Below are 24,157 nucleotides of genomic sequence, written 5' to 3'. Positions count from 1 at the left end.
GTGGGCTCCTAGACGAGAGCGCGGTCCCTGCCGAGGTGATGGCCTCGGTGATCGGTGGCCACCCCGGGCGTGGAGCTGTCCGCCACGACGGGCGAGACCTCCACGGCGATCGAGATCGGGGTGAGCGCCGCGAGGGCCTGCCGTACGCGTGAGCGCCACATCGGGTTCTCGACCAGGCTCTCCCTGCTGAAGGTCACGGTGAGCACGGCGGCGTCGAGCGTGCCCTGCCGGCTGACGGCCAGCTCCCAGCCCGACACCCCGTCGATCTTCGACAGCGCCTTCTCCATCAGCGGCAGCGAGACCCACACCCCGCGCACCAGCACGTGGTCGCCGACGGTGTGCGCGAGCCTGCCGTCGGCCGTCACGTGGCCGGTGCGTACGGTGGCCTCGCCGTGCGTGACGACCAGCTCTGCCAGGCCCTCGTCGACCGGGGAGTCCTTGGCCAGCGCGCCGAACCCCAGCACGCCGTCGGCCAGCGGGGTCAGCGGCTCGTCCTCGCCCGCGCGGAAGGCGAGCGCGCCACCGGAGAAGGGGCTGGAGTAGACCTCGCTCACCCTGGCGTCGAACTCGGCCGCCAGGTGGCCGAGGGTGCGCCTGCTCGCGATCTCGCCGGTCAGGACGATGGTCCGCAGCCCGAGGTCGAGCGGGTCGAGCAGGAACTCCAGGTGCAGTCTGGCCAGGAAGTCCATCGCGCCCGTGGGGGTGGCCACCAGCGTCGTGGCTCCGAGCGCCTCGATCGCGCGGTGCAGCCGCATCCTGCCGCGCGGCCCGACCGAGGCGGCGGCCTCCGCCACACCGGCCGCCGTCGCGGCCCACAGGCCTCCCGCGGGTTCGGCCAGCGCCACCACCACCCTGTCGCGCTCGCCCACCCCCGCGTTGCGCAGGGCCAGCTCGGTCAGCTCGGGACGCAGTGGGAAGGCGAAGGAGGCGTCGGGCGCCAGATGGAGCAGCCCGGTGGCGCTGCCCGCCACCAGATCGTCGCGGGTCAGCCACCGGGTCACTGCATCACCTCTGTCATGAAGGAATTCATGGAATCGCAGACCAGGTCGTGGCGCAGGCCGCCCACCTGGCACTGCAGGATCAGGTCGGTCGCGCCCGCCTCCGCGATGCGGGCCACGGCCTTGCGCGAGCCCTCCACGTCGTCGACCACGACCATCACGTGCTCGCGCAGCGTCGCCATCGCCTCCTCCGGCGGCATCCCCGCCGCGAGCTGGCCGAGCACGCGGTGCGTGGCGTGGCGGGCGTCGTAGTAGCCGGGCGGGGTGACCAGGTTGACCTGGCGGCGGATGTACCACAGGACCGCGTCGGCGGCCTCGTCGCGGGCGGGGCCGACGTACCACGGGATCATCAGCGCGACCCGCCGCGTGGCCGGGTCGAAGCCGTTGTCGGCCAGGCACTGCTTGTAGCGGGCGATGTCGGCGGCCACGTCGTCGACGCCCTTGAGCATGGTCATGCCGAGCAGGTTGTAGCCGCGCTCGGCCGCGGCCAGGTAGCCCTCCAGCGAGGTGGAGGCCACCCATACCGGCGGGTGCGGCGTCTGGGCGGGACGCGGGTAGACCGCCACGTCGGGGATCTCGAAGAACTCGTTCGACCGGCTGATCGGCTCGCCGTCGGCCCGCCAGATGTCCAGCGTCGCCGCCAGGCTGTCCTCCCAGATCTGGCGCGACTTCTCGAACGGCCGCTGGAAGGCCTGGTACTCCAACGGTGAGGCGCCGCGTCCGGTGCCGAACTCGACCCTGCCGCCGCTCAGCACGTCGAGCGTGGCCACCCGCTCGGCCGTCCTGATCGGCGACTGGAACGGCAGCAGCACCACGCCGAGCCCGAGCCGGATGCGGGTGGTGCGCTGGGAGATCGCGGCCAGGACCAGATCGGGCGCGGAGGAGTGGGAGAAGCCGCGGGTGAAGTGGTGCTCGACGAACCACGCGGTGTCGAAGCCCAGGCGGTCGCCGAGGGCGACCTGGTCGATCACGTTCTGGAACGCCTGCCGTTCGACCTCGCGGGTCCGGCCGCGGACCTCCAGCTCGTATCCCAGGCTGATCCGCATCCACGCCTCCCGATAGAGAACCAAGCGCTCGCTTGGTTGAGCGTAGCAGCAGTCCGCACTTGCGGGAAGGGCGCGGGGAGATCAGAGTGAGTGACCGTGAGCGCGGAGAAGCGGCGAAAGCAGGAGCTGAGGCGGTCGAAGGATGACACGCTCCAGGACATGAGAACGCGTCGCGCCCCAGGGGCTCACGACGAGCCGGCTCTGACCGACGCCCGCAGGTTCGAGGCGTTCGGCAGGGTGATGGCCGCGCTGGCGAGCGAGGCCGAGTTCATCGAGTCGTGCCGCGACCTCACCTGGTGGCCCGGCGCCGACCACAACTGGCACATCTCCTGGCGCGACGGCCCCTACGCCTCCGAGGTCGCCGCGATTTTGGCCGGACACGTCCGCGACCCGGCCCGCGACGCGGGCCTGGTCACGGTCGTGGGTTCTGGCACGCCGTCCCGTGCCGTCCTCGACGTGATGGGCGTGCGGTTCGAGCTGCTGGCCGTCGACCCGCTCGGCAGGTCGAGGGCGGGCCAGCGGCCGGGGTTCTGGCGGCTGGCCGAGGCGCTCGACACCTCCCGCAGCACCAACGCCAGGCGGCCGTGGGAGGAACTGCTCGGCGGTTAGCGGAGCTCCAGCCGGGCCCGGTGCGAGCGGGGCGGGCCGAACAGTTGCGCGTCGGAGGTGGCGCGCTTGAAGTAGCGGTGGGCCTCGTGCTCCCACGTGATGCCGATCCCGCCGTGGATCTGGATGCTCTCGCCCGCCGCCTTCAGGTAGGCCTCGGCGCAGTAGGAGCCGGCGATCGCCGCGTTCTCCCGTGTCGACTCCCGTGCCGCCGCCCACACCGCCGACCGCGCGGACTCCACCACCAGCAGCAGGTCGGCCAGCCTGTGCTTGATCGCCTGGAAGGAGCCGATCGGGCGGCCGAACTGGTGGCGCAGCTTGGCGTAGTCGGTGGCCGTCTCCAGGCACCTGGCCGCGCCGCCCGCCTGCTCGGCGGCCAGCGCGATGACCGCCAGGTCGCGGACCCGCTCCCAGGCCGCGCCGTCGCCGGCAGGCCGTACCCGGACGTGGTCGAAGGACAGCGCGGTCAGCGGCCGGCTGGCGTCCATCGTCTTGTACGGCACGCGTGCCGAAGGCTCGGCCTCGACCAGCACGCCTCCGGCGTAGACGAGCACGGTCTCGGCGTCCAGCACGTAGGGGGCGGCGCCGGTCAGGCGGTCGCCGTCCAGGACGCACGAGTGCTCGGACGGCAGCACCACGGTGGCCGTGCGCGCCCCCTCGGCGATCGCGGCGAGCAAGTCGGGATCGTCGGTGGCGGCCGCGGCCATCACCGCGGTCTGGAGGAATGGGTAGGGAGAAAGAGAGCGGCCGATCTCCTCGGCGACGACGGCCAGCTCCGGCATGCCGTAGCCCGCGCCGCCGTACGTCTCGGGAACGGCGAGTCCCGCGATTCCGAGTTCGCCCGCGAATCGCGTCCACGGCGCATTCGGATATGCGGCGAGAAAGGATCTGACGACCGCCCGCAGCTCGGGAAGGCTCACAAGGGCAGATCTTAACCAAGCGATTGCTTGATTATCCAGCCTGACCGACGGTTGACTGAAATTTACTTTTGGCTGTAAGTCCGATTAGTCTGGAAAGCGAACTATGGAGAAGATTGCTATTGATTACGCTGATTTCGCCGAGTATGACCGGCGGCAGCGTGACATCCAGCGCCACGTGCTGGCCGCCTTCCTCGGGGGACTGGTGGTCGGCGCGGTCGGCGTGCTCATCTCGGACGTCGACGTCGGGATCTACGACCCCTACGTCTACCTCGCGCTGACCGTCGCCGTCGGCGCGACCGCGACGGGATTCGGCTGGGCGCTGCTGACCACCTTCCTGGCCTCGGCCTCCATCCTCGTGGCCGCCATGGGAGGCAGCGCGCTGGCCGGCGACCTGCGCTTCGAGGCCATCGGCGGCAGCGCCAGCGGCCTCAACCTGCTGGTCGCCCAACTGGTGGTGCTCGGCCTGCTCGCCTACTTCACCCGCAGGCCCGACGTGTGGGGCGACCTGGCGGCCGGCGCCATCTCAGGTCTGGTGCTCGCCGACGTCATCGACCGCGCCACACCCGGCGGGGTCGACTGGGACGTCGGCTTCTGGCCCGTCCCCGCCGTCATCGTCGGCACCCTCGCGGTGGCCGGCGCCATGGCGCTGCGCCACACCATGGCGGGCCGGGCCCGCGCCGCCACGATCGCCTTCGTGGTGGCGGGAGTGCTCGCGGTCGCGCTCTTCGCCCTGTGACGGGCGAAAGTCGGTAGCCTGTAGGTCTTCACCTCCAGGCCCTAACTAGGAGTAGCCGTGTTGCTGCGCATGTCGTCGTTGTTGCTTCGCACCCTGCGGGACGACCCGGCAGACGCGGAAGTCCCGAGCCACAAGCTCCTCGTCCGCGCCGGATACGTCCGCCGCGTGGCGCCCGGCATCTACTCCTGGCTGCCCCTCGGCAAGATCGTCCTGGAGAACGTCGCCCGCGTCGTCCGCGAGGAGATGAACCGCATGGGCGGGCAGGAGGTGCTCTTCCCCGCGCTGCTGCCCCGCGAGTACTACGAGCTCACCGGGCGCTGGACCGAGTACGGCGACAACATCTTCCGCCTCAAGGACCGCAAGGGCGGCGACTACCTGCTCGGCCCCACCCACGAGGAGCTGTTCGCCGACATGGTGAAGAGCGAGTTCTCCTCCTACAAGGACTACCCCGTCACGCTCTACCAGATCCAGACGAAGTACCGTGACGAGGCCAGGCCCAGGGCGGGCATCCTGCGCGGCCGCGAGTTCCTGATGAAGGACTCCTACTCCTTCGACCTCGACGACGACGGCCTCAAGCGCTCCTACGAGGCGCACCGCGAGACCTACATCCGCACCTTCGACCGCCTCGGCCTCAACTACAAGATCTGCTTCGCCACCTCGGGCGCGATGGGCGGCTCGGCGTCGGAGGAGTTCCTGGCGCCCACGCCCACCGGCGAGGACGCCTTCGTCAACTGCCGCCACTGCGGCTACGCGGCCAACGCCGAGGCCGTCGTGACGCCCGCGCCCGCCGCCAGGCCGGTCGAGGGGCAGGCCCCGCTGCAGGTGCTCGACACCCCCGACACCCCGACCATCGAGACGCTGGTGTCCTTCGTCAACGCCGAGTTCGGCCTCGGCGTCACCGCCGCCGACACGCTCAAGAACGTCGTCGTCAAGGTCACCACCCCCGGCTCCGACAAGGTCGAGACGCTGATCATCGGCGTGCCCGGCGACCGCGAGGTCGACTTCAAGCGCCTGGAGGCCAACCTCGCCCCCGGCGAGCCCGCCATCTTCGAGGCCGACGACTTCGCCAAACACCCCGGCCTGGTGCGCGGCTACATCGGCCCGCAGGCGCTCAAGGACCTCGGCATCCGCTACCTCGTCGACCCGCGTGTGGTCACCGGCACCTCATGGGTGACCGGCGCCAACGAGCCCGGCAAGCACGCCGCCAACGTCGTCGCGGGCCGCGACTTCTTCCCCGACGGCACCATCGAGGCCGCCGAGGTGCGCGCGGGCGACGCCTGCCCCCGCTGCGGCAACGAGCTGTCTATCGACCGCGGCATCGAGATCGGGCACATCTTCCAGCTCGGACGCAAGTACGCCGACGCCGCCGGCCTCGACGCCCTCGGCCCCGACGGCAAGCCGATCAGGATCACCATGGGCTCCTACGGCATCGGCGTCTCGCGCGCGGTGGCCGTGATCGCCGAACAGAAGTTCGACTCGCTCGGCCTGCTCTGGCCGCGCGAGGTCGCCCCCGCCGACGTCCACATCGTCGGCACCGGCAAGGACAACCAGGTCGAGGTGGCCGTCCAGCTCGCCGAGGAGCTCGAGTCGCGCGGCCTGCGCGTCCTCGTCGACGACCGGCCCTCGGTGTCGCCGGGCGTGAAGTTCAAGGACGCCGAGCTGCTGGGCATGCCCACCATCCTGGTGGTCGGGCGCGGGCTGACGCAGGGCGTGGTCGAGCTGCGCGACCGCGCGACGGGGACCAAGGAGGAGATCCCGCTGGCCGAGGCCGCCGACCGCGTCCTCGCCGCGTGCCGCGACTGATCCGGTTTCTTCCTGTCAGGTTTCTTTGTGGCAGGTTTCTTTCTGGCAGGGCGCCCGCCGGTCCTTTCCGGTGCGGCGCCCGCCCGGTTTCTCTCTGGTACGGCAGGCGGGGTCAAGGCCACCGGGGTCACCGGTGGCCGCCCGTCCATCACGCCACGCCAGCGCGACTTCGGCCGGCCGCCGTCACATCGCCCGCCAAACCCGATAATCTGGGTTTACGCGGGGCGTCGCCCGTGCTGATCGCGCCCCACCAGGCCTGATGGAGGGGTGCTGGGCCGCGCGTTCCCGGGCCTGGTGCTCGCTAGTACCGGTAGTGGCGGTATTTGCCCCCGCCCAGGGACTTGCTGAGGTGGAAGCCGCCGGGGAGCCTGAGCGTGAGGTGGCGGCGACCGTCGGGGGTGGTGCTGACGTTGAACCTGCGGTTGCCGAAGCTGTGGCCGACCCCGTGGCGAGAAAGGTGGATTCTGAACGGTCCCACCTTGATCGACTTGCGGTAGTGCCAGCCCATCGATCCTCCTTGGGGAAGTCTTCCGTGGTGCCCTGAAAACGGACGGCGCGCCGGAAGAGTTCCCTGACCAGCGGCAAGAGCCGCTCCCTCATGACCCGCGGTGGCCGTCGCGGCGTGGGAGCCGGTGGCTGCGGCACGCGGTGGGTGGGGCAGCCGGTTGGCGTGGGAGAGGGTGGCTGGGGCGCGGTGGCCGTCGGGCGTGGGAGCCGGTGGGCCGGGTCAGCCGCTGGGCTTGGGAGAGGCGGGCGGTTGAGGTGCGCGTGGGGGCATGCCGGGGAAGGCGGTGACCGCGGGGCGGAAGCCGTACGACCTGACGGCGGACTCCTGCATGGCCAGCGCCGCCAGGCGGCGCGTCGCGGGCTCGGTGGCGGCGGCCAGCTCCAGGTAGGCCGCGGTGATGCCCGCCTCCACGTGGACGGCCAGCTTGACGGCCTCCGTCGCGCTGTCGGGCACGACGGGCAGCGCGTAGGCAGCCTCCGGCTCGGCGGGCTTGCCGCCGCCCGAGGAGACGAGTGTGCGCAGCTGGTCGCGCCTGGCCCTGTGGGCGTCGAAGGCGGCCGTCACCTTGGCCCGCAACGAGCCCGTCGTGCGCGCGCCCATGAGACCGTAGGCGTAGACGGCGGCATGCTCGGCGGCCAGGGCCTTGTTCACGACCGCCACATCGTTCACGGCAGCCCGGCTCATGACGGTCTCGTTCTCGGCCGCTGTGTCTTTCACGGTCGCCCCGGTGTTCGCGGTCGTCGCTTCGTTCATGATCGCTACGTCGTTCACCCTGAGCGAGCCCGCGCTGCGCCTCGCGGGTTCCCTGGAGAGCCCCGTGGAGGGATGCATGGCGAGCCCCGCCGAGGGGCGCGTGGCGAGTTCTGGGGGTGGCGTCGCGGACAGCTCCGTGCCGTGCCACGCGGTGTTCAAAGGGACCTCGGCAAGGCGTGGGCGTGCAGGGACTCGCAGGCGCCGATGCTGGCGATCAGCTGGGCCAGCGACGGCGAGGCCGTGCCGAGCTGGCGGGCGCGCGTGGCGGCCGCCTTCCGCTCGGTGGCGCGCAGCTTGGTCAGCGACACCCGCTTCTGCGAAAGCGGCTTCTTGGAGGGCGTCGCCGAGGCCGCCCCCGAAGGTGTAGTGGAGGGCTCCGCGGGCAACCGTGAGCGCAGCGCGGCCAGGTGCTCCTCGTGCCGCGCCATGAACGGCGCCAGCTTCGCGCCGCCCGCGTCCACCAGCACCGCGTAGAGGCCGATCATGCGCTCCTTGTCGGCGATCAGCTCGCGCAGCAGGAGCTGCTCGGGATCGGGCGCCTTCGGGACGACGGGCTCCGGCGGCCCCGCCGTACAACCGGAGAGCGCCGCCATCGCCGCGCCGCCCACGAGCACGGCACGCCGGGACAGGGGACGCAAGGAGAACCTCCGGTCGGATGAGGAACGCACACAGCATGGTAAGGGCAGACACCTGCCGTTGGCGCGTTCCGCCTGATCGCGCCGCAGTGCGATATGGTCTCGCTCTCTCAACTCTTCGCCGCTCGACCCGGTCGAGTGGCGCTCTTTCCGTGCCCTTGTACGGATAGGGTATTGAGCAGTCGTCGACTGAGCGGCCGCCACCACGGGCGGCCATGGATCGCAACACAATAGGGAGGTCGATATGGGCAGCGCATCATCCCGCGACCACCTGATGAAGCTCCTGGAGCCCGTCGTCGCCACCGCAGGTCTCGACCTGGAGGACGTCACGGTCACCCGCGCGGGCAAGCGAAGCCTGCTGCGCGTGGTCGTCGACAAGGACGGCGGGGTGACGCTCGACGACATCGCCGAGGTCAGCCAGGCCGTGTCCGACGCGCTCGACGGCGACGACACGATGGGCCAGGCGCCCTACACGCTCGAGGTCTCCTCGCCGGGCGTCGACCGTCCGCTCACCGAGCCGCGCCACTGGCGCCGCGCGGCCAAGCGGCTGGTCAAGGCCGAGCTGCGCGACGGCGGCCTGGTCGAGGGCCGCGTTCGCGGCGCCGACGACGAGGGTGTGGAGATCGACGTCGCCGGCGCGCTGCGCAGGATCGACTATCAGGACCTGACCCGAGGACGGGTTCAGGTGGAATTCCGCCGGTTCGAGGACGAGGAAGACGACCTCGACGATGACGGCGACGAGGGCTAAGGGGGAGCCTCGTGGACATCGACATGAGCGTCCTGCGCAGCCTTGAACGGGAGAAGGACATCTCCTTCGACCTGGTCGTGAAGGCGATCGAGGACGCGCTGCTGATCGCTTACTTCCGCACGGAGGGCGCCGCGGCCAAGGCCAGGGCGGAGCTCGACCGCGCCACCGGGCACGTCACCATCTACGCCGCCGAGCTCGACGACGAGGGTGACATCGTCAGAGAGTTCGACGACACCCCGAGCAACTTCAGCCGCATCGCCGCCACCACCGCCAAGCAGGTCATCCTGCAGCAGCTGCGCGACGCCGAAGACGAGATCAACTTCGGCGAGTTCGCCAGCCGCGAGGGCGAGCTGGTCTCCGGCGTCATCCAGCAGGGGCAGGACCCTCGCGTGGTGCTCGTCGACCTCGGCAAGATCGAGGCCATCCTGCCGCACAACGAGCAGGTGCCCGGCGAGGACTACGTCCACGGCGAGCGCATCCGCGCCTACGTGGTGCAGGTGAAGAAGGGCCACAAGGGCCCCTCGGTGACGCTGTCGCGCACCCACCCCGGTCTGGTGAAGAAGCTCTTCGCACTGGAGGTGCCCGAGATCGCCGACGGCACCGTCGAGATCGCGGCGGTCGCCCGCGAGGCGGGTCACCGTACGAAGATCGCGGTCGCCTCCCGCAAGGCGGGCGTCAACGCCAAGGGCGCGTGCATCGGCCCGATGGGCGCACGGGTGCGCAGCGTCATGACCGAGCTGCACGGCGAGAAGATCGACATCATCGACTGGTCCGAGGACCCCGCCGAGTTCGTGGGGAATGCGCTGTCGCCCGCCCGTGTTTCGCATGTAGAGGTTCTCGACCTCGCCGGACGAGTGGCCCGCGTCACCGTGCCTGACTACCAGCTCTCCCTGGCCATCGGCAAGGAGGGGCAGAACGCCCGGCTGGCGGCCAGGCTCACCGGGTGGCGGATCGACATCCGTCCGGACACCCAGGCGGATGATCCCGCCGGTTCCGTAGATGCGTCCAAGCGGTAAGCTGGAATATGGTGGCCAGGCGGCCCCGCTGAGAACATGCGTGGGCTGCAGGGTTCGCACGGCTAAGTCCGAGCTGCTCCATCTGGTGCTTGTCGAGGGCCACGTGGTCCCTGACCTGCACGGACGGCTTCCTGGCCGGGGTGCTTCGCTGCATCCCGACCTGGGCTGTCTGGAGCTTGCCGAGCGTCGCCGAGCGTTTCCGCGCGCTTTTCGCGTGCCGGGGCCGCTTGACGTCTCGCGACTGCGAGCGCACCTAGAGGGAGAACCACATGTCATGTAGGACGCCGAGTTGATGGGCGGAGTCAGATTGCTATGAGCGCCTGATGAGCACGCGGCGATGAAGACGTCAAGGTAACGACGGTCCGGACGGCACTGCCAGCCTCCCGGGCCAGTAAGGGAGTGCAGTGGCGAAGGTCCGGGTATACGAGCTCGCCAAGGAGTTCGGCGTCGAGAGCAAGGTCGTCATGGCCAAGCTCCAGGAGATGGGAGAGTTCGTCCGTTCGGCGTCCTCGACCATAGAGGCGCCGGTCGTCCGCAGGCTCACCGAAGCTCTGGGCGTATCCAAGCCCTCGAAGGGCGGCGGTTCGTCGTCCAAGCCGCAGCCGCCTAAGGCTGCGCCCCGGCCGGCTGACAGCCAGGCCGGCACCGGCGCCGCGGAGGCGCCTGTTTCCTCGAGCCCGCGTCCGGGCCCGGTTCCGAAGCCGGGGCCGCGCCCCGGTCCCGCCGGTGGCACTCCGCGCCCGCCGGTTCCGATGCCTCACCAGGCGCAGCCCGAGGCCGCGCCCGCCGAGGCTCCTCGCGAGGCTCCGCAGGCCCCGCAGGCTCCCAGGTTCGAGAGCCCGCGCCCCGCGTCTGGTCCTCGTCCGGGTCCCGCGGCCCGTCCAGGCCCGCGTCCTGGTCCCGCCCAGCAGGGCGGCCGTCCTTCCGGTCCCGGCGGCCAGCAGTCCGGCGCGCCGCGTCCCGGTGGTGCCGGTGGTCCAGGCCAGCGCGAGGGTGGGCGTCCCGGCCCGAAGCCGGGTCCGCGTCCTGGGCCCCGTCCTGGCAACAACCCGTTCTCGTCCAACGCCACCGGCATGGGCCAGCGCCCGCCGCGTCCCGGCGGCCCGCGTGAAGACCGTCCTCGCGACGAGCGCGGTCCCCGTCCCGGTCCCGGTGGCGGCGCTCCGCGTGACGGCGCGATGCCGCGTCCGCCCGCCGGTCGTGGCCAGGGTGGTCCCGGCGCGGGTGGTCCGCGTCCCGGGCCTGGCGCCGGTGGTCCGCGTCCCGGTCCCGGTGCGGGCGGTCCCCGTCCCGGTGGTCCGCGTCCCAACCCGATGATGATGCCGCAGGGTCGTCCTGCGGGCCCCGGCGGCGGTGGCGGCGCAGGCCGTCCCGGCGGCGGTGGCGGTCGTCCGGGTGGCGGCGGCGGTGGCGGTCGTCCGGGTGGCGGCGGCTTCGGCGGTCGTCCCGGTGGTGGCGGTGGCGGCGGCGGCTTCGCCGGTCGTCCCGGTGGTGGCGGTGGCGCGGGTCCGCGCACCGGCACCGGCGGTCCCGGTGGCGGCGGCGGCGGTTTCGCCGGCCGTCCCGGTGGCGGCGGTCGTGGTCGCGGCGGCGGTACGGCAGGCGCGTTCGGTCGTCCCGGTGGCCGTCCCGCGCGTGGTCGCAAGTCCAAGCGCCAGAGGCGCCAGGAGTTCGACAACATGTCGGCGCCGGCGATCGGCGGCGTGCAGGTTCCTCGCGGCAACGGCGCGACGATCAGGCTCCCGCGTGGTGCGTCGCTGTCCGACTTCGCCGACCGCATCGGCGCCAACCCCGCGTCGCTGGTGCAGATCATGCTGCACCTCGGCGAGATGGTGACCGCCACGCAGTCGGTGAACGAGGAGACCCTGCAGCTGCTGGGCGCCGAGCTCGACTACAACATCCAGGTCGTCAGCCCGGAGGAGGAGGACCGCGAGCTTCTCGAGGCCTTCGACATCGAGTTCGGCGAGGACGAGGGCGACGAGGCCGACCTGGCCGCGCGTCCGCCGGTCGTGACCGTCATGGGTCACGTCGACCACGGTAAGACGAAGCTGCTCGACGCCATCCGCAACACCAACGTGGTGGCGCGCGAGGCCGGTGGCATCACCCAGCACATCGGTGCCTACCAGGTCTCCACCGAGCACGAGGGCGAAGAGCGGAAGGTCACCTTCATCGACACCCCGGGTCACGAGGCGTTCACCGCCATGCGTGCCCGTGGTGCCAAGGCCACCGACATCGCCGTCCTGGTGGTCGCGGCCGACGACGGTGTGAAGCCGCAGACGATCGAGGCGCTCAACCACGCCCAGGCGGCCGACGTGCCCGTCGTGGTCGCGGTCAACAAGATCGACAAGGAGGGCGCGGACCCGAACAAGGTGCGGGCCCAGCTCACCGAGTACGGTCTGGTGGCCGAGGAGTTCGGCGGCTCCACGCTGTTCGTCGACATCTCCGCCAAGAACGGCATCGGCATCGAGAACCTCCTCGAGGCGATCATCCTGACCGCCGACGCCGAGCTCGACCTGCGGGCCAACCCGACGATGGATGCTCAGGGCCTCACGATCGAGGCTCGCCTCGACAAGGGCCGCGGCCCCGTCGCGACCGTCCTGGTCCAGCGCGGCACGCTGCGCGTCGGCGACTCCATCGTCTGTGGCGAGGCCTTCGGCCGCGTCAGGGCGATGCTCGACGACAACGGCGACCCGGTGGAGGAGGCCACGCCTTCGCGTCCCGTCCTGGTGATGGGTCTGACGGCGGTGCCGAGCGCCGGAGACAACTTCATCGTCGTCTCCGACGACCGGATGGCCAGGCAGATCGCCCAGCAGCGCGCCGCGCGCAAGCGCAGCGCCGACATGGCGAAGTCGAGCCGTCGCCTGACCCTCGAGGAGCTGTTCAGCAACCTCGAGAAGGGTCGCGTCGACGAGCTCAAGCTCATCATCAAGGGTGACGTGTCCGGTTCGGTCGAGGCGCTGGAAGACGCGCTGCTCAAGATCGACGTCGGCGACGAGGTCAGGCTCCGTGTCCTGCACCGCGCCGTCGGTGCGATCACCGAGTACGACGTCAACCTGGCCGTCGCCGACGACAACGCGGTCATCATCGGCTTCAACGTCAGGCCCGAACCCCGGGCCCGCGACCTGGCCGAGCGCGAGGGCGTCGACATCCGCTACTACTCGGTCATCTACCAGGCGATCGAGGAAATCGAAGCGGCGCTCAAGGGCATGCTCAAGCCCGAGTTCGAAGAGGTCCAGATGGGCACCGCCGAAGTCCGCGAGGTCTTCAAGGTGCCGAAGATCGGCAACGTCGCCGGTTCGCTGGTCCGGTCGGGCACGATCGTGCGCAACAGCAAGGCCCGGATCATCCGGGACGGTGTCGTCGTCGCCGACAACCTCACCGTGTCGTCGCTGCGTCGCTTCAAGGACGACGCGACCGAGGTCCGCGAGGGCTTCGAGTGCGGTATCGGTGTCGGGTACAACGACATCAAGCTCGACGACGTCATCGAGACGTTCGAGATGCGGGAGAAGCCGCGCGTGTAACGCGCGGTCGGGCGCCCGGCGGAGTCTTCGCCGGGCGCCCCTCGCACGCCAGGGTCCCTTCGGACCTCCCACCCCAGCCCCGGGACATCCCTGAGGCTGGGATCGGGCTCTTTCCGCGCATGCCGGGCCTCGAGTCTTCCCAGGTTCTTCTGGGGAGAGGGGGTTCGGTGGCCGCGGGGCCCGCCCGGGTTCCGCCGGGCCTCGTGCCTTCCTGGGGTCTCCCGAGGCGGCGGGGTCCTGTGTCCGCGGGCGGGAGCCGTACGGGCCGGTGGAGTGTGCAGTCTCACCCAGGCGAACCGGACTATCGGGTCGTGTGGGAACGTTGTCGATAATGGTGCCGGACGTGCGTCGCACGGACGGCGCCGCACCGCACGCCGGGGGACGGCCCGGGCGTGCGGGGCGTGCGAGGAATCGGGTAGGGCCTTCCACCGCGGCCCGTCCGGACGGCCTCGCACGCGACCGGAAAACGGACCCGCGGTGGTTGCCAACGATGTATGTCGGTGCCCTGACCCTGGACCTCCTGCTCGGCGACGTTCACTCGCTGAAGGAGAAACGATCCGTGGTGCGTCCCATCGTCGCCGAGGTGCAGCGGCGCTTCCCCAGCGTCGCCGTCGCCGAGACCGGTCATCTCGACCTGCATCGCAGGGCGGAGATCGGCATCGCCGTCGTCTCCGCCACCGCGGGCAACTGCGGCGAGGTGATGGACGCGTGCGAGCGGTTGGTGGCCTACCGCCCCGATATCGAGTTGCTGTCGGCCAGGCAGCGCCTCTACAACGACGAAGATTGACCGAACACTAGGGGGATCGAAGATGGTGGACGCCGCACGAGCGCGCAAGCTCGCCGACCGCATCCAGCAGGTCGTCGCCGAGATGCTGGAGCGCCGGATCAAGGACCCGCGGCTGGGCTTCGTGACCGTGACCGACACGCGCATCACCGCGGACCTGCGGGAGGCGACGGTCTTCTACACGGTGTTCGGCTCCGAGGCCGAGCGCGCCGACAGCGCCGCGGCGCTGGAGAGCGCCAAGGGCGTGATCCGCTCGGAGGTGGGCAGGCAGACCGGCGTCCGCTTCACGCCGACGCTGACGTTCAAGCACGACCCGTTGCCCGACAGCGCTCGCCAGATGGACGAGCTGTTCGCCGCGGCGAAGGAGCGTGACGCGGAGGTCTCCAGGCGGGCCGAGAGCGCCTCCTACGCGGGTGAGGCCGACCCGTACAAGAAGCCGGAGCTCGACGAGGAAGAGGACGAGCCCTCCGGCCGCGCGGGGTCCTCAGCGACGTGACGCCGGACGTGCGCGACGAGACCCGCCGCCGCTCCGCAGGGCCCGCCAAGGGTTCGGCGGGCGGCGGTGCGGCGCGCCCCGCGTCCACCAACCGTGGCCCCGAGCGTGCCGGCCCGAGCGCGCCCGCGGGTGGCGGCCCGGCAGGGCGCGCGTCAGGCGCGATCTCCGAATCGACATGGGCTGAGGCGCTCGACCTGATCCGTGACGCCGACGAGGTGGCGCTGGCCTGCCACATCTCGCCCGACGGCGACGCGCTCGGCTCGATGCTGGCCGCGGCCAAGGCCTTGACGGCGATGGGCAAGCGGGTCGTCGCCTCCTTCGGCGAGCGCAGGTTCGCGGTGCCCAGGCTGCTGCGCTTCCTGCCCGCGCAGGACCTGCTGTCCGTTCCCTCGGCCTTCCCCGCCGAGCCCGAGGTGATGATCACCTTCGACTCCTCGACGCTCGACAGGCTCGGGCTGCTGGCGGTCAACGCCGCCAAGGCGCGCGAGGTGATCGTCATTGACCACCACGCCTCCAACGACGGCTTCGGCACCGTCAGCCTCATCGACCCCGGCGTGGCGGCGACGGCCGTCCTGGTCGAGGAGCTGATCCGCCGCCTCGGGCAGCCGCTCGACCGCGACATGGCGACGCTGCTCTACGTCGGGCTGGTGACCGACACGGGCTCGTTCAAGCACTCCTCGACCACGCCCGCCGTCCACGAGATGGCGGCCAGGCTGGTGGCGGCGGGGCTGCGCACCGACGAGATCGCCCGCGAGCTGTGGGACCGCTCGCCGTTCGGGTACCTGAAGGTGCTCGGGGCGGCGCTCGACCGCGTGGTGCTGGACGACGACCTGGTGTGGACGTACGTGCCGCACACCGACAGGGCCGCGTACGGCCTGCCGTACGACGAGGTGGAGGGGATCATCGACGTGATCCGCCGCACCGACGAGGCCGATGTGGCGGTGGTGTTGAAGCAGGACGACGACGGCGTGTGGCAGGTGTCCACGCGCTCCAAGGGCGGCGCGGACGTCGGCGCGATCTGCACGGCGCTCGGCGGCGGCGGCCACGTCTACGCGGCGGGATTCACCTCGCACGACGGCGTGGAAACGACGATGGACCGATTTCGAGAACTGCTGAGGAAAAGGTAGATGGCCGAGAGCGGTCTGATCATCGTGGACAAGCCCGCCGACTGGACCTCCCATGACGTGGTCGGCAAGATGCGGCGCATCGCGGGCACCAGACGGGTCGGCCATGCCGGCACGCTCGACCCGATGGCGACCGGCGTGCTGGTGATCGGCGTGGAGAAGGCGACCAGGCTGCTGGGGCACCTGGCGCTGACCGAGAAGGTGTACGAGGCGACGATCCGGCTCGGCGTCACCACCAACACCGACGACGCCGAGGGCGAGGTCACGGCCACCGCGGCGACCGACGGCGTGACGGCCGAGGCCGTCCGCAAGGAGATCGGGGCGCTGACCGGGCGGATCATGCAGGTCCCCCCGCAGGTGTCGGCGATCAAGGTGAACGGCGAGCGCGCCTACAAGCGGGCGCGGGCCGGTGAGGAGGTCGAGCTGGCGGCCCGTCCCGTCACCGTCCACGACTTCGACGTCACCTCCATCAACGGGCCCGAGGTCAGGGCCACGATCAGATGCTCCAGTGGCACCTACATCAGGGCGCTGGCCAGGGACCTGGGCGCGGCGCTCGGCGTCGGCGGCCACCTGACGTATCTGCGGCGCACCCGGGTGGGGCCGTACGACCTGTCGCTCGCCAAGACGATCGAGGAGCTGGCGGGGGAGTGCGTGGTACTGCCGATCGGGCAGGCGGTCTCGGCTGCCTTCCCCCGGCGGGACGTGACGGCCGACGAGGCGCGGGTGATCTCGCACGGCGGGCGGCTGCCGTCGGCCGGGCTCGGCAAGGGGCCGATCGGAGTGTTCGGGCCCGAGGGCGAGCTGCTGGCGCTGGTGGAGGAGCAGGGCCGTACGGCCAGGCCGCTGGCGGTCTTCGTCGGCTGAAACCCCTCGATGGGGTTACGGCTTGCGGGCGACCATGATGTCGCGGACGATCGCCTGGTCCACCCAGTGGGCGAAGTCGGGGTAGTCGCGCACGTCGAGCCCGTTCGAGGTCAGGATCGCCGCCAGGTCGTCGCGCGAGCCGCCGTAGGTGTTCCACGCGATCCCGATCGCCCCTCCGGGCCGCAGCAGCTCGGCCCACACCGGCACCGCCTTGGCGATCAGGTCGAGCGGGCTGCGCGACAGCCCGGCCGAGCCCTTGCTGCCGTGCTGCACGCCGTACGGCGCGTCGGTCACGATGACGTCGAACGAGCGCGGCTTGAAGAACTCGCGGCTGCGCAGGGTGTCGGCGTTGACCACGGACACCTGCTGCGTCTCGCCCGTCTTGAACGCCTCCTTCGACAGCCCGAACGACACGTTGAGCCGCCGCCCGACCAGCGCCCGCTCCCGCCTGACCGGCACGGTCTCGGCGGTGTGCTTGAGTCGCTTGTTCTTCAGCCACGTCTTGAGGAAGCCGCTGTAGGCGTCGAAGTCCTTGCCGTCGACGTCGATCCCGTAGGCGTCGTAGCCGTACATGAGGGCCTGGTTGAGGGTCGTGCCGCGCCCGCACATCGGGTCGAAGACCGACAGGTGGCCGTCCAGCGGGAAGTCGGAGGCGAGCACGGTGACGTTGAGCAGCAGCTTGGTGAAGTGCTCGTTGGTCTTGCCCGCGTACTTCTGGATGGTGAGCAGGTCGCTGGACAGCCGGTCGAGCGGCCGCATGTGCATCGGTCGCAGCAGGTCGCCCTCGACGCCGAAGATCGCGTAGACGGATGACAGGTTCGACAGGAGCGCGAGATCGGGCTCGTCGGCCTCGAACGTCACGTACGGCACGCCGCCGATCCGCGTCTCCTCCACGTCGGAGACGGCGGCGAAGACCTCCAGCTCGCTGCGGGTCAGGCGGACGGAGCTCTCGCCGTAGACCCGGTTGAAGGCGGGCAGGATCAGCAACGCGTAACGGGACATGGAGCGGATGCTACCGCGCGGCCGTCCTTCACCCCGTTGCCAAGACCCACGTTGCCGACCACCCCGCGGGGCATGGCACGCTTGAGGGTGGTTGATCGGCCACGAGACGAATGGGGCACGGGCGTGCAGGAGTCGGGAAGATCCGTCGTCACGGTCGGTGTGTTCGACGGCGTGCACCGCGGCCACCGGCGCGTGGTCGAGCGCGCCGTGGCCGTCGCCCGCGCCCAGGGCATGCCGTGCGTGGCCGTCACGTTCGAGCCGCACCCCGCGCAGGTCGTACGGCCCGGCACCCAGCCGCCCCGCCTGAGCACCGCGCGGCACCGGGCCGAGCTGCTGACCGCGCTGGGCGTGGACGAGGTGTGCGTCGTGCCGTTCACGATGGAGCTGTCGCGCCTCAGCCCCGCCGACTTCGCGCAGAGCGTGCTGGCCGACCGGCTGCGCGCGGCCGTGGTCGTGGTCGGCGCGAACTTCACCTTCGGCCACAAGGCCGCGGGTGACCCTTCGACCCTGCGCGAGCTGGGCGACAAGTACGACTTCACGGTGGAGGAGATCCCCCTGGTGTCCGGTGTTTCATCCACTGCCGTCCGCGAGCTCGTCGCCGCGGGGGACGTCGAGTCCGCCGCCGCGGCGCTGGGCCGCCCGCACCGCGTCGAGGGCGTCGTCGTGCGCGGCTACCAGCGCGGCCGCCAGCTCGGCTTCCCCACGGCCAACGTCGAGACCCCGCCGGACACCGCGATCCCCGCCGACGGCGTCTACGCGGGCTGGCTGCGGTGCGTCGCGGTCGGCAACCTGCCCGCGGGCTACGACGGCTGCGTGTGGCCGGCCGCCATCTCGGTCGGCACCAACCCGACCTTCGAGGGCGTGCCGCGCACGGTGGAGGCGTACGCGCTCGACCGGGACGACCTCGACCTGTACGGCATGCACGTGGCCGTCGACTTCGGCGCGCGGCTGCGCGGGAACACGAAGTTCGACTCGATCGAGGCGCTCATCGCGCAGATCCACGCCGACGTGGACGAGGTCCGCCGTCTGACCGTCGCAGGCCCGCCCACCGCATAGGTCGCCGAGGTCCCCGGGCGGCGGCGCACTCCGCCGCCGCGGCTATCGTTGGGGGCCTATGGGAAGTCATGTGGACGGGCCCGGCAACCGTCGAGCCCTGGTGGCGCTGCGCGCCGACTGCGAGCGCTGCGTCGGGCTGTGCTGCGTCGTGCCGGCCTTCGCCGCCTCCGCCGACTTCGCGATCGACAAACCGGCCGGGAAGGCCTGCCCCAACCTGCGCGCCGACCACCGGTGCGGCATCCACACCCAGCTGCGGCAGAAGGGCTTTCCCGGCTGCACGGTCTACGACTGCTTCGGGGCAGGTCAGCAGGTCACCCAGGCGGGTCTCGCGGACCGGGCCGCCGAGGTGTTCCCCGTCATGCGGGACCTGCACGAGCTGCTCTACTACGTCACCGAGGCGCTGGGCTGGCCGGCCGCCGCGCCCGTGCACGAGGCGCTGGGCCGTACCGCCGACGAGATCGAGGCCATGGTCGGCGGCGACGCCGACGTCATCGCCAAGGTCGACACGGGGGCGTTGCGCGCCGGGATCAGCCCGCTGCTGCTGAGGGCCGGCGAGCTGGTCCGCGACCAGGCCGGCGGAGTCGGGCGCAGGATGAAAATGGACCTCATGGGCGCCAAGCTCAGGAAAGCCGACCTGCGCCGCGCCACGCTGCGGGGCGCCTACCTGATCGGCGCCGACCTCAGGGGCGCGGATCTGCGCGAGGCCGACGTCATCGGCGCCGACTTCAGGAACGCCGACCTCAGTGGGGCCGACCTCAGGGGCTGCCTGTTCCTGACCCAGTCGCAGCTCGACGCCGCCAGGGGCGACGCGACGACACGCATCCCGCCGTCGCTGACCCGTCCGGGGCACTGGCGGTAACCCCCGCCTGACGTGGGCCGGTCATGAACGATGTGTCAGGGGGTGGACCGCGATGGTAACCTTGCATGTCGGCTCTGTAACGGTGGCGCTGTGCGCTGCCCTGAAGTGCCTTCTCGCGGCGACTGTAGGCACGCACGGTCGCTCGCTTTCTCATCTCGTTCACGCGTGTCCGTAGATCGAAGGAGAGCCGTGTCCCTCGACACCGCTGCCAAGAAGGCAATCATCGCCGAGTACGGGACGGCCGAGGGCGACACCGGGTCGCCCGAGGTGCAGATCGCGCTGCTCAGCAAGCGCATCAGCGAGCTCACCGAGCACCTGAAGACGCACAAGCACGACCACCACAGCCGTCGTGGTCTGCTGCTGCTCGTCGGTCGCCGGCGCCGCCTGCTGAAGTACCTGCAGAACAACGACATCGCGCGTTACCGTTCGCTCATCGAGCGCCTCGGCCTGCGCCGATAAGCTAGGAGGGGAGTGGCGCGGCGCGCCGCTCCCCTCTCGCATAGATCCCGGCGCGCCTGGCGCCGGACAACTGAATATCCGAGACACACTGAAAGCCCCCGCGTCCGCTACAGCACCATGCGACCCGCGACGCCTGCGGGCCGGTCCTCGGTAGTGGCTTCCGGTCATCGTGACCGGGCGCTTCGATCGAAGACCGGCGCTGCACCTTACGAAGGGTGCCGGTGAAAAAGGGCGCGGGAGACCAACTCATCAAGGAGGTCCCCCGTGGAGGGTGTCCACACCGCCGAAGCCGTCATAGACAACGGCTCGTTCGGCACGCGCACGATCCGGTTCGAGACCGGCAGGCTCGCGCGGCAGGCGGCCGGTTCGGCCGTCGCCTACCTCGACGGCGAGACGATGGTCCTGTCCGCCACCACCGCGTCCAAGAGCCCCAAGGAAAACCTCGACTTCTTCCCGCTGACGGTCGACGTCGAGGAGCGCATGTACGCCGCGGGCCGCATTCCCGGCTCGTTCTTCCGCCGTGAGGGCCGTCCCTCCGAGGACGCCATCCTCACCTGCCGCCTGATCGACCGGCCGCTGCGCCCGTCCTTCGTCAAGGGTCTGCGCAACGAGGTCCAGGTCGTGGCGACCGTCATGGCGCTGAACCCCGACCACCTCTACGACGTGGTCGCGATCAACGCCGCCTCGCTGTCCACCCAGCTGGCGGGGCTGCCCTTCTCCGGCCCGATCGGCGGCGTCCGCGTCGCGCTGATCGACGGCCAGTGGGTCGCCTTCCCGACCCACCCCGAGCTGGAGCGCGCCACGTTCGACATGGTCGTGGCCGGTCGCGTGCTCGAGGACGGCGACGTCGCGATCATGATGGTCGAGGCCGAGTCGACCAGGCACACGCTCAAGCTCGTCGCCGACGGCGCGGTCGCCCCGACCGAGGAGACCGTCGCGCAGGGCCTGGAGGCGGCCAAGCCGTTCATCAAGGTGCTGTGCGAGGCGCAGTCCAAGGTCGCCAAGGTCGCGGCCAAGGAGACGGCCGAGTTCCCTGTCTTCCTCGACTACCAGGAAGACGCGTTCGAGGCGGTCGAGGGCGCGGTCAAGTCCGAGCTCGCCGCCGCGCTGACGATCGCGGGCAAGCAGGAGCGCGAGGCCGAGCTCGACAGGGTCAAGGGCCTGGTGGCAGAGAAGCTGCTGCCCGACTTCGAGGGCCGCGAGAAGGAGCTGAGCGCCGCCTTCCGCAGCCTGACCAAGAAGCTCATGCGCGAGCGGGTCGTCAAGGAGGGCGTCCGCATCGACGGCCGCGGTCCGAAGGACATCCGCGAGCTCAACGCCGAGGTCCACGTGGTCCCGAGGGTGCACGGCTCGGCCTTGTTCGAGCGCGGCGAGACCCAGATCATGGGCATCACCACGCTGAACATGCTGCGCATGGAGCAGGTCGTCGACACGCTCAACCCCGAGCGGACCAAGCGCTACATGCACAACTACAACTTCCCGCCCTACAGCACCGGCGAGACCGGCCGCGTGGGCTCGCCCAAGCGGCGCGAGATCGGCCACGGCGCGCTGGCCGAGCGGGCGCTGATCCCGGTCCTGCCGACGCGTGAGGAGTTCCCCTACGCGATCCGCCAGGTCTCCGAGGCGCTCGGCTCCAACGGCTCGACCTCGATGGGCTCGGTCTGCGCCAGCACCATGGCGCTGCTCGACGCGGGTGTCCCGCTCAAGGAGATGGTCGCGGGCATCGCCATGGGCCTGATCGGTGAGGGTGACACCTACGTCACCCTGACCGACATCCTCGGCGCCGAGGACGCCATGGGCGACATGGACTTCAAGGTCGCCGGCACCAAGGAGGTCATCACCGCCCTCCAGCTCGACACCAAGCTCGACGGCATCCCGGCCTCCGTGCTGGCCGCCGCGCTGAAGCAGGCCAAGGGCGCCCGCCTGGCGATCCTCGACGTGATGCAGGAGGCGATCGACTCTCCGGCGGAGATGAACCCGACCGCGCCGCGCATCATCACCATCAAGGTCCCCGTCGACAAGATCGGTGAGGTCATCGGCCCCAAGGGCAAGATGATCAACCAGATCCAGGACGAGTCGGGCGCCGAGATCACCATCGAGGACGACGGCACGATCTACATCGGCGCCACCGACGGCCCGTCGGCCGAGGCCGCGCGCAGCGCGATCAACGCCATCGCCAACCCGCACATGCCCGAGGTGGGCGAGCGCTACCTGGGCACGGTCGTGAAGATCGCCGCCTTCGGCGCGTTCGTCTCGCTCATGCCGGGCAAGGACGGCCTGCTGCACGTCTCCCAGATCCGCAAGCTGCACGGCGGCAAGCGCATCGAGAACGTCGAGGACGTCATGGGCGTCGGCGAGAAGATCCAGGTGGAGATCGCCGAGATCGACTCGCGTGGCAAGCTCTCCCTGGTGCCGGTCGAGGTCATCGAGAAGGAGGCCGCCGCCAAGGAGGCCGCCGGCTCGGACGCCGCCGAGGGTGAGGCCGCTCCGGCCGACGCTCCCGCCGCTGCCGCTCCCGCCGACGACAAGCCGCGCGAGGACAAGCCCCGCCGTACGCGCACCAGGGTCCGCAAGCCCGCCGAGGGAGAAGACCGCAACTCGTGAGCACTGTCACGCTGCATCCCGGCAAGGACGGTGCCGGGGTCGTCAGGCGCACCGTCCTGCCCGGTGGGCTGCGTGTGGTGACCGAGACCATGCCGACCGTGCGTTCCGTCGCGGTCGGCATGTGGGTCGGCATCGGCTCCCGTGACGAGGCCCCTGAGCACACGGGGGCCACCCACTTCCTCGAACACCTGCTGTTCAAGGGCACCCCGACGCGCGACGCCATGCAGATCTCCGCGTCCATCGAGGGCATCGGCGGCGAGATCAACGCCTTCACCGCCAAGGAGTACACCTGCTACTACGCGCGGGTCCTCGACGAGGACCTGCCGCTGGCCGTCGACGTGCTGGCCGACGTCGTCACCTCGTCGCTGGTCACCGAGGAGGACGTCGAGTCCGAGCGTGGCGTGATCCTCGAAGAGATCGCCATGCACGACGACGACCCGTCCGACGTGGTGCACGAGCAGTTCTCCGCCGCCCTGTACGGCGACTCGCCGATCGGGCGGCCGATCCTGGGCACCGTCGAGTCCATCAACGCCCTCGGGCGGGAGCGGATCGTCGAGTACTACCGCGCCTACTACCAGCCGCCGCGCACGGTCGTCTCCGTCGCGGGCAACATCCAGCACGAGCAGGTGGTGGAGCTGGTGGCGCGGGCCTACGAGCGGGCCGGCGCGCTCGACGGCCCACGCGAGTGCGCGCCGCCGCGCACCAGCGGCCCTGGGGCGCAGGCGCGCTCCGGGGTGCGGGTGCTCGACCGGCCCACCGAGCAGGCCAACCTCGTGCTGGGCACGACCGGGATGTCGCGCACCGACGACCGGCGCTTCGCGCTCGGCGTCCTCAACGCGGCGCTGGGCGGCGGCATGTCGTCCAGGCTGTTCCAGGAGATCAGGGAGAAGCGCGGGCTGGCGTACTCGGCCTACAGCTACACCTCGGCCTACGCGGACACCGGTCAGTTCGGGATCTACGTCGGCTGCCTGCCGTCGAAGATCGACGACGTGCTGGCGATCTGCCGGGACGAGGTGGCCAGGGTCGTCTCCGACGGGATCACCGAGGAGGAGATCCTGCGCGGCAAGGGGCAGATGCGCGGCGGGCTGGTGCTGGGGTTGGAGGACACCGGGTCGCGGATGTCGCGGATCGGCAAGAACGAGCTGGTCTACGACGAGCTGATGGCGGTCGACGAGGTGCTGGCCCGCATCGAGTCGGTCACGGCCGACGAGATCGCGGCGGTGGCCAAGGACGTTCTCAGCCGCCCGCTGACGCTGGCGGTCATCGGCCCCTACGCGGACAAGGACTTCTCCTCCGCGATCTCCTAGCCATGTGTTCCGTGCCGCGGGCGTCTGTTTCTGTACGGCAAGCACGGTCAAGGCCACCGGGGTCACTCGGTGGCCTTCCGCTTTTCACGCCACTCCAGCGGGACTTCGGTGCTCGCCGTCACGTCGGGGTCGTCATCCGGCCGTCGCGTAACGGCGGCCCGCCACGTGCGCTGGAGTGGCGTCTCCCTGGACGGGCCCCGGCCACGGGCGGCGGGTGGGCTGGGCCCGGCCTGCCGTACGGGATGAATCGGAGGGGACCCCAGACCCCGGGCTTGCCTTATGAGATGGATCGGTAGGGACCCCGCTATGGTG

23 protein-coding genes are annotated in these 24,157 nt (G+C 70.8%); 16 read left to right on the top strand and 7 right to left on the bottom strand.

Annotation, left to right across the window (positions count from 1 at the left end):
* Positions 1–8: 8 nt before the first annotated feature.
* The gene (locus ACFXJ8_RS10310; protein WP_379643528.1) at positions 9–1,001 is read right to left on the bottom strand and encodes a hypothetical protein; all 993 of its coding nucleotides are present in this window, start codon (positions 999–1,001) and stop codon (positions 9–11) included.
* Complete coding sequence (locus ACFXJ8_RS10305) at positions 998–2,044, bottom strand: LLM class flavin-dependent oxidoreductase (RefSeq protein ID WP_379643527.1); 1,047 nt, start codon at positions 2,042–2,044, stop codon at positions 998–1,000. Before ACFXJ8_RS10305 ends, ACFXJ8_RS10310 begins: the two co-directional genes overlap by 4 nt.
* A gap of 159 nt (positions 2,045–2,203) precedes the next feature.
* Here ACFXJ8_RS10305 and ACFXJ8_RS10300 point away from each other — a divergent pair, with 159 nt between their 5' ends.
* The gene (locus ACFXJ8_RS10300) at positions 2,204–2,653 is read left to right on the top strand and encodes a hypothetical protein (protein ID WP_379643526.1); all 450 of its coding nucleotides are present in this window, start codon (positions 2,204–2,206) and stop codon (positions 2,651–2,653) included.
* Here the strand turns inward: ACFXJ8_RS10300 and ACFXJ8_RS10295 are convergent.
* Positions 2,650–3,570: an acyl-CoA dehydrogenase family protein gene (locus tag ACFXJ8_RS10295; RefSeq protein ID WP_379643525.1), complete on the bottom strand. Its 921-nt coding sequence runs from the start codon at positions 3,568–3,570 to the stop codon at positions 2,650–2,652. The genes ACFXJ8_RS10300 and ACFXJ8_RS10295 overlap by 4 nt on opposite strands.
* A gap of 103 nt (positions 3,571–3,673) precedes the next feature.
* On the opposite strand from ACFXJ8_RS10295, the gene ACFXJ8_RS10290 reads away from it, so the two are divergent.
* Both ACFXJ8_RS10290 and ACFXJ8_RS10285 read left to right on the top strand, forming a co-directional pair.
* A complete protein-coding gene (locus tag ACFXJ8_RS10290; protein ID WP_379643524.1) occupies positions 3,674–4,306 on the top strand; it encodes a hypothetical protein in 633 nt (210 codons plus the stop codon).
* A gap of 57 nt (positions 4,307–4,363) precedes the next feature.
* On the top strand, positions 4,364–6,109 hold the full coding sequence (locus tag ACFXJ8_RS10285; protein ID WP_379643523.1) for a proline--tRNA ligase: 1,746 nt from the start codon (positions 4,364–4,366) through the stop codon (positions 6,107–6,109).
* Between the two features lie 301 nt (positions 6,110–6,410).
* On the opposite strand, the gene ACFXJ8_RS10280 is transcribed toward ACFXJ8_RS10285, so the two are convergent.
* The 3 genes from ACFXJ8_RS10280 to ACFXJ8_RS10270 form a co-directional block, all read right to left on the bottom strand.
* A complete protein-coding gene (locus ACFXJ8_RS10280; protein WP_379643522.1) occupies positions 6,411–6,617 on the bottom strand; it encodes a DUF4236 domain-containing protein in 207 nt (68 codons plus the stop codon).
* A 219-nt stretch (positions 6,618–6,836) separates the two neighbouring features.
* On the bottom strand, positions 6,837–7,370 hold the full coding sequence (locus tag ACFXJ8_RS10275; protein ID WP_379643521.1) for a ferritin-like domain-containing protein: 534 nt from the start codon (positions 7,368–7,370) through the stop codon (positions 6,837–6,839).
* Between the two features lie 155 nt (positions 7,371–7,525).
* Positions 7,526–8,008, bottom strand: a complete 483-nt coding sequence (locus tag ACFXJ8_RS10270; RefSeq protein WP_379643520.1) for a hypothetical protein — start codon at positions 8,006–8,008, stop codon at positions 7,526–7,528.
* Between the two features lie 241 nt (positions 8,009–8,249).
* On the opposite strand from ACFXJ8_RS10270, the gene rimP reads away from it, so the two are divergent.
* From rimP to truB, 8 genes are all read left to right on the top strand, one after another.
* Positions 8,250–8,753, top strand: coding sequence for a ribosome maturation factor RimP (rimP, locus tag ACFXJ8_RS10265; protein ID WP_379643519.1), 504 nt, complete (start codon positions 8,250–8,252; stop codon positions 8,751–8,753).
* Positions 8,754–8,776: 23 nt separating this feature from the next.
* Positions 8,777–9,769, top strand: coding sequence for a transcription termination factor NusA (nusA, locus tag ACFXJ8_RS10260; protein ID WP_379643555.1), 993 nt, complete (start codon positions 8,777–8,779; stop codon positions 9,767–9,769).
* On the top strand, positions 9,753–10,049 hold the full coding sequence (locus ACFXJ8_RS10255; RefSeq protein ID WP_379643518.1) for a YlxR family protein: 297 nt from the start codon (positions 9,753–9,755) through the stop codon (positions 10,047–10,049). The genes nusA and ACFXJ8_RS10255 overlap by 17 nt, the downstream gene beginning before the upstream one ends.
* Positions 10,050–10,173: 124 nt before the next feature.
* Complete coding sequence (gene infB, locus ACFXJ8_RS10250) at positions 10,174–13,290, top strand: translation initiation factor IF-2 (RefSeq protein ID WP_379643517.1); 3,117 nt, start codon at positions 10,174–10,176, stop codon at positions 13,288–13,290.
* A gap of 490 nt (positions 13,291–13,780) precedes the next feature.
* Positions 13,781–14,077 carry a DUF503 domain-containing protein gene (locus ACFXJ8_RS10245; RefSeq protein ID WP_379643516.1) on the top strand — a complete coding sequence of 99 codons (297 nt, stop codon included), beginning with the start codon at positions 13,781–13,783 and terminating at the stop codon, positions 14,075–14,077.
* A 22-nt stretch (positions 14,078–14,099) separates the two neighbouring features.
* Complete coding sequence (gene rbfA / locus ACFXJ8_RS10240) at positions 14,100–14,570, top strand: 30S ribosome-binding factor RbfA (protein WP_379643515.1); 471 nt, start codon at positions 14,100–14,102, stop codon at positions 14,568–14,570.
* The gene (locus ACFXJ8_RS10235; protein WP_379643514.1) at positions 14,567–15,697 is read left to right on the top strand and encodes a bifunctional oligoribonuclease/PAP phosphatase NrnA; all 1,131 of its coding nucleotides are present in this window, start codon (positions 14,567–14,569) and stop codon (positions 15,695–15,697) included. The genes rbfA and ACFXJ8_RS10235 overlap by 4 nt, the downstream gene beginning before the upstream one ends.
* Positions 15,698–16,558, top strand: coding sequence for a tRNA pseudouridine(55) synthase TruB (truB, locus tag ACFXJ8_RS10230; RefSeq protein WP_379643513.1), 861 nt, complete (start codon positions 15,698–15,700; stop codon positions 16,556–16,558).
* 15 nt (positions 16,559–16,573) lie between these two features.
* Here the strand turns inward: truB and ACFXJ8_RS10225 are convergent, their stop codons facing one another.
* The gene (locus ACFXJ8_RS10225; RefSeq protein ID WP_379643512.1) at positions 16,574–17,560 is read right to left on the bottom strand and encodes a TRM11 family SAM-dependent methyltransferase; all 987 of its coding nucleotides are present in this window, start codon (positions 17,558–17,560) and stop codon (positions 16,574–16,576) included.
* A 72-nt stretch (positions 17,561–17,632) separates the two neighbouring features.
* Here ACFXJ8_RS10225 and ACFXJ8_RS10220 point away from each other — a divergent pair, with 72 nt between their 5' ends.
* The 5 genes from ACFXJ8_RS10220 (at position 17,633) to ACFXJ8_RS10200 (ending at position 23,845) form a co-directional block, all read left to right on the top strand.
* Complete coding sequence (locus ACFXJ8_RS10220; RefSeq protein ID WP_379643511.1) at positions 17,633–18,616, top strand: bifunctional riboflavin kinase/FAD synthetase; 984 nt, start codon at positions 17,633–17,635, stop codon at positions 18,614–18,616.
* A 58-nt stretch (positions 18,617–18,674) separates the two neighbouring features.
* On the top strand, positions 18,675–19,475 hold the full coding sequence (locus ACFXJ8_RS10215) for a pentapeptide repeat-containing protein (RefSeq protein ID WP_379643510.1): 801 nt from the start codon (positions 18,675–18,677) through the stop codon (positions 19,473–19,475).
* 189 nt (positions 19,476–19,664) lie between these two features.
* Positions 19,665–19,934, top strand: coding sequence for a 30S ribosomal protein S15 (gene rpsO, locus ACFXJ8_RS10210; protein WP_379643509.1), 270 nt, complete (start codon positions 19,665–19,667; stop codon positions 19,932–19,934).
* 264 nt (positions 19,935–20,198) lie between these two features.
* Positions 20,199–22,538, top strand: coding sequence for a polyribonucleotide nucleotidyltransferase (locus tag ACFXJ8_RS10205; RefSeq protein WP_379643508.1), 2,340 nt, complete (start codon positions 20,199–20,201; stop codon positions 22,536–22,538).
* Entirely contained in the window at positions 22,535–23,845 is a 1,311-nt protein-coding gene (locus ACFXJ8_RS10200) for a M16 family metallopeptidase (protein WP_379643507.1), read from the top strand. The genes ACFXJ8_RS10205 and ACFXJ8_RS10200 overlap by 4 nt, the downstream gene beginning before the upstream one ends.
* Positions 23,846–24,157 lie beyond the last annotated feature (312 nt).

The organism is Nonomuraea sp. NPDC059194, assembly GCF_042754765.1.
Classification (GTDB): domain Bacteria; phylum Actinomycetota; class Actinomycetes; order Streptosporangiales; family Streptosporangiaceae; genus Nonomuraea.
The sequence above is the reverse complement of the archived record's forward strand: the minus strand, read 5'-3'. Positions and strand labels throughout refer to the sequence as shown.

Bases quoted from the DNA above. Each gene is read 5' to 3' on its own strand.
- ACFXJ8_RS10305 (WP_379643527.1), bottom strand. From the start codon at position 2,044: ATGCGGATCAGCCTGGGATACGAGCTGGAGGTCCGCGGCCGGACCCGC.
- ACFXJ8_RS10300 (WP_379643526.1), top strand. From the start codon at position 2,204: ATGAGAACGCGTCGCGCCCCAGGGGCTCACGACGAGCCGGCTCTGACC.
- ACFXJ8_RS10290 (WP_379643524.1), top strand. From the start codon at position 3,674: ATGGAGAAGATTGCTATTGATTACGCTGATTTCGCCGAGTATGACCGG.
- ACFXJ8_RS10280 (WP_379643522.1), bottom strand. From the start codon at position 6,617: ATGGGCTGGCACTACCGCAAGTCGATCAAGGTGGGACCGTTCAGAATC.
- ACFXJ8_RS10275 (WP_379643521.1), bottom strand. From the start codon at position 7,370: ATGAACGAAGCGACGACCGCGAACACCGGGGCGACCGTGAAAGACACA.
- rimP (WP_379643519.1), top strand. From the start codon at position 8,250: ATGGGCAGCGCATCATCCCGCGACCACCTGATGAAGCTCCTGGAGCCC.
- nusA (WP_379643555.1), top strand. From the start codon at position 8,777: ATGAGCGTCCTGCGCAGCCTTGAACGGGAGAAGGACATCTCCTTCGAC.
- ACFXJ8_RS10255 (WP_379643518.1), top strand. From the start codon at position 9,753: ATGCGTCCAAGCGGTAAGCTGGAATATGGTGGCCAGGCGGCCCCGCTG.
- ACFXJ8_RS10245 (WP_379643516.1), top strand. From the start codon at position 13,781: ATGTATGTCGGTGCCCTGACCCTGGACCTCCTGCTCGGCGACGTTCAC.
- rbfA (WP_379643515.1), top strand. From the start codon at position 14,100: ATGGTGGACGCCGCACGAGCGCGCAAGCTCGCCGACCGCATCCAGCAG.
- truB (WP_379643513.1), top strand. From the start codon at position 15,698: ATGGCCGAGAGCGGTCTGATCATCGTGGACAAGCCCGCCGACTGGACC.
- ACFXJ8_RS10225 (WP_379643512.1), bottom strand. From the start codon at position 17,560: ATGTCCCGTTACGCGTTGCTGATCCTGCCCGCCTTCAACCGGGTCTAC.
- ACFXJ8_RS10220 (WP_379643511.1), top strand. From the start codon at position 17,633: ATGGCACGCTTGAGGGTGGTTGATCGGCCACGAGACGAATGGGGCACG.
- ACFXJ8_RS10215 (WP_379643510.1), top strand. From the start codon at position 18,675: ATGGGAAGTCATGTGGACGGGCCCGGCAACCGTCGAGCCCTGGTGGCG.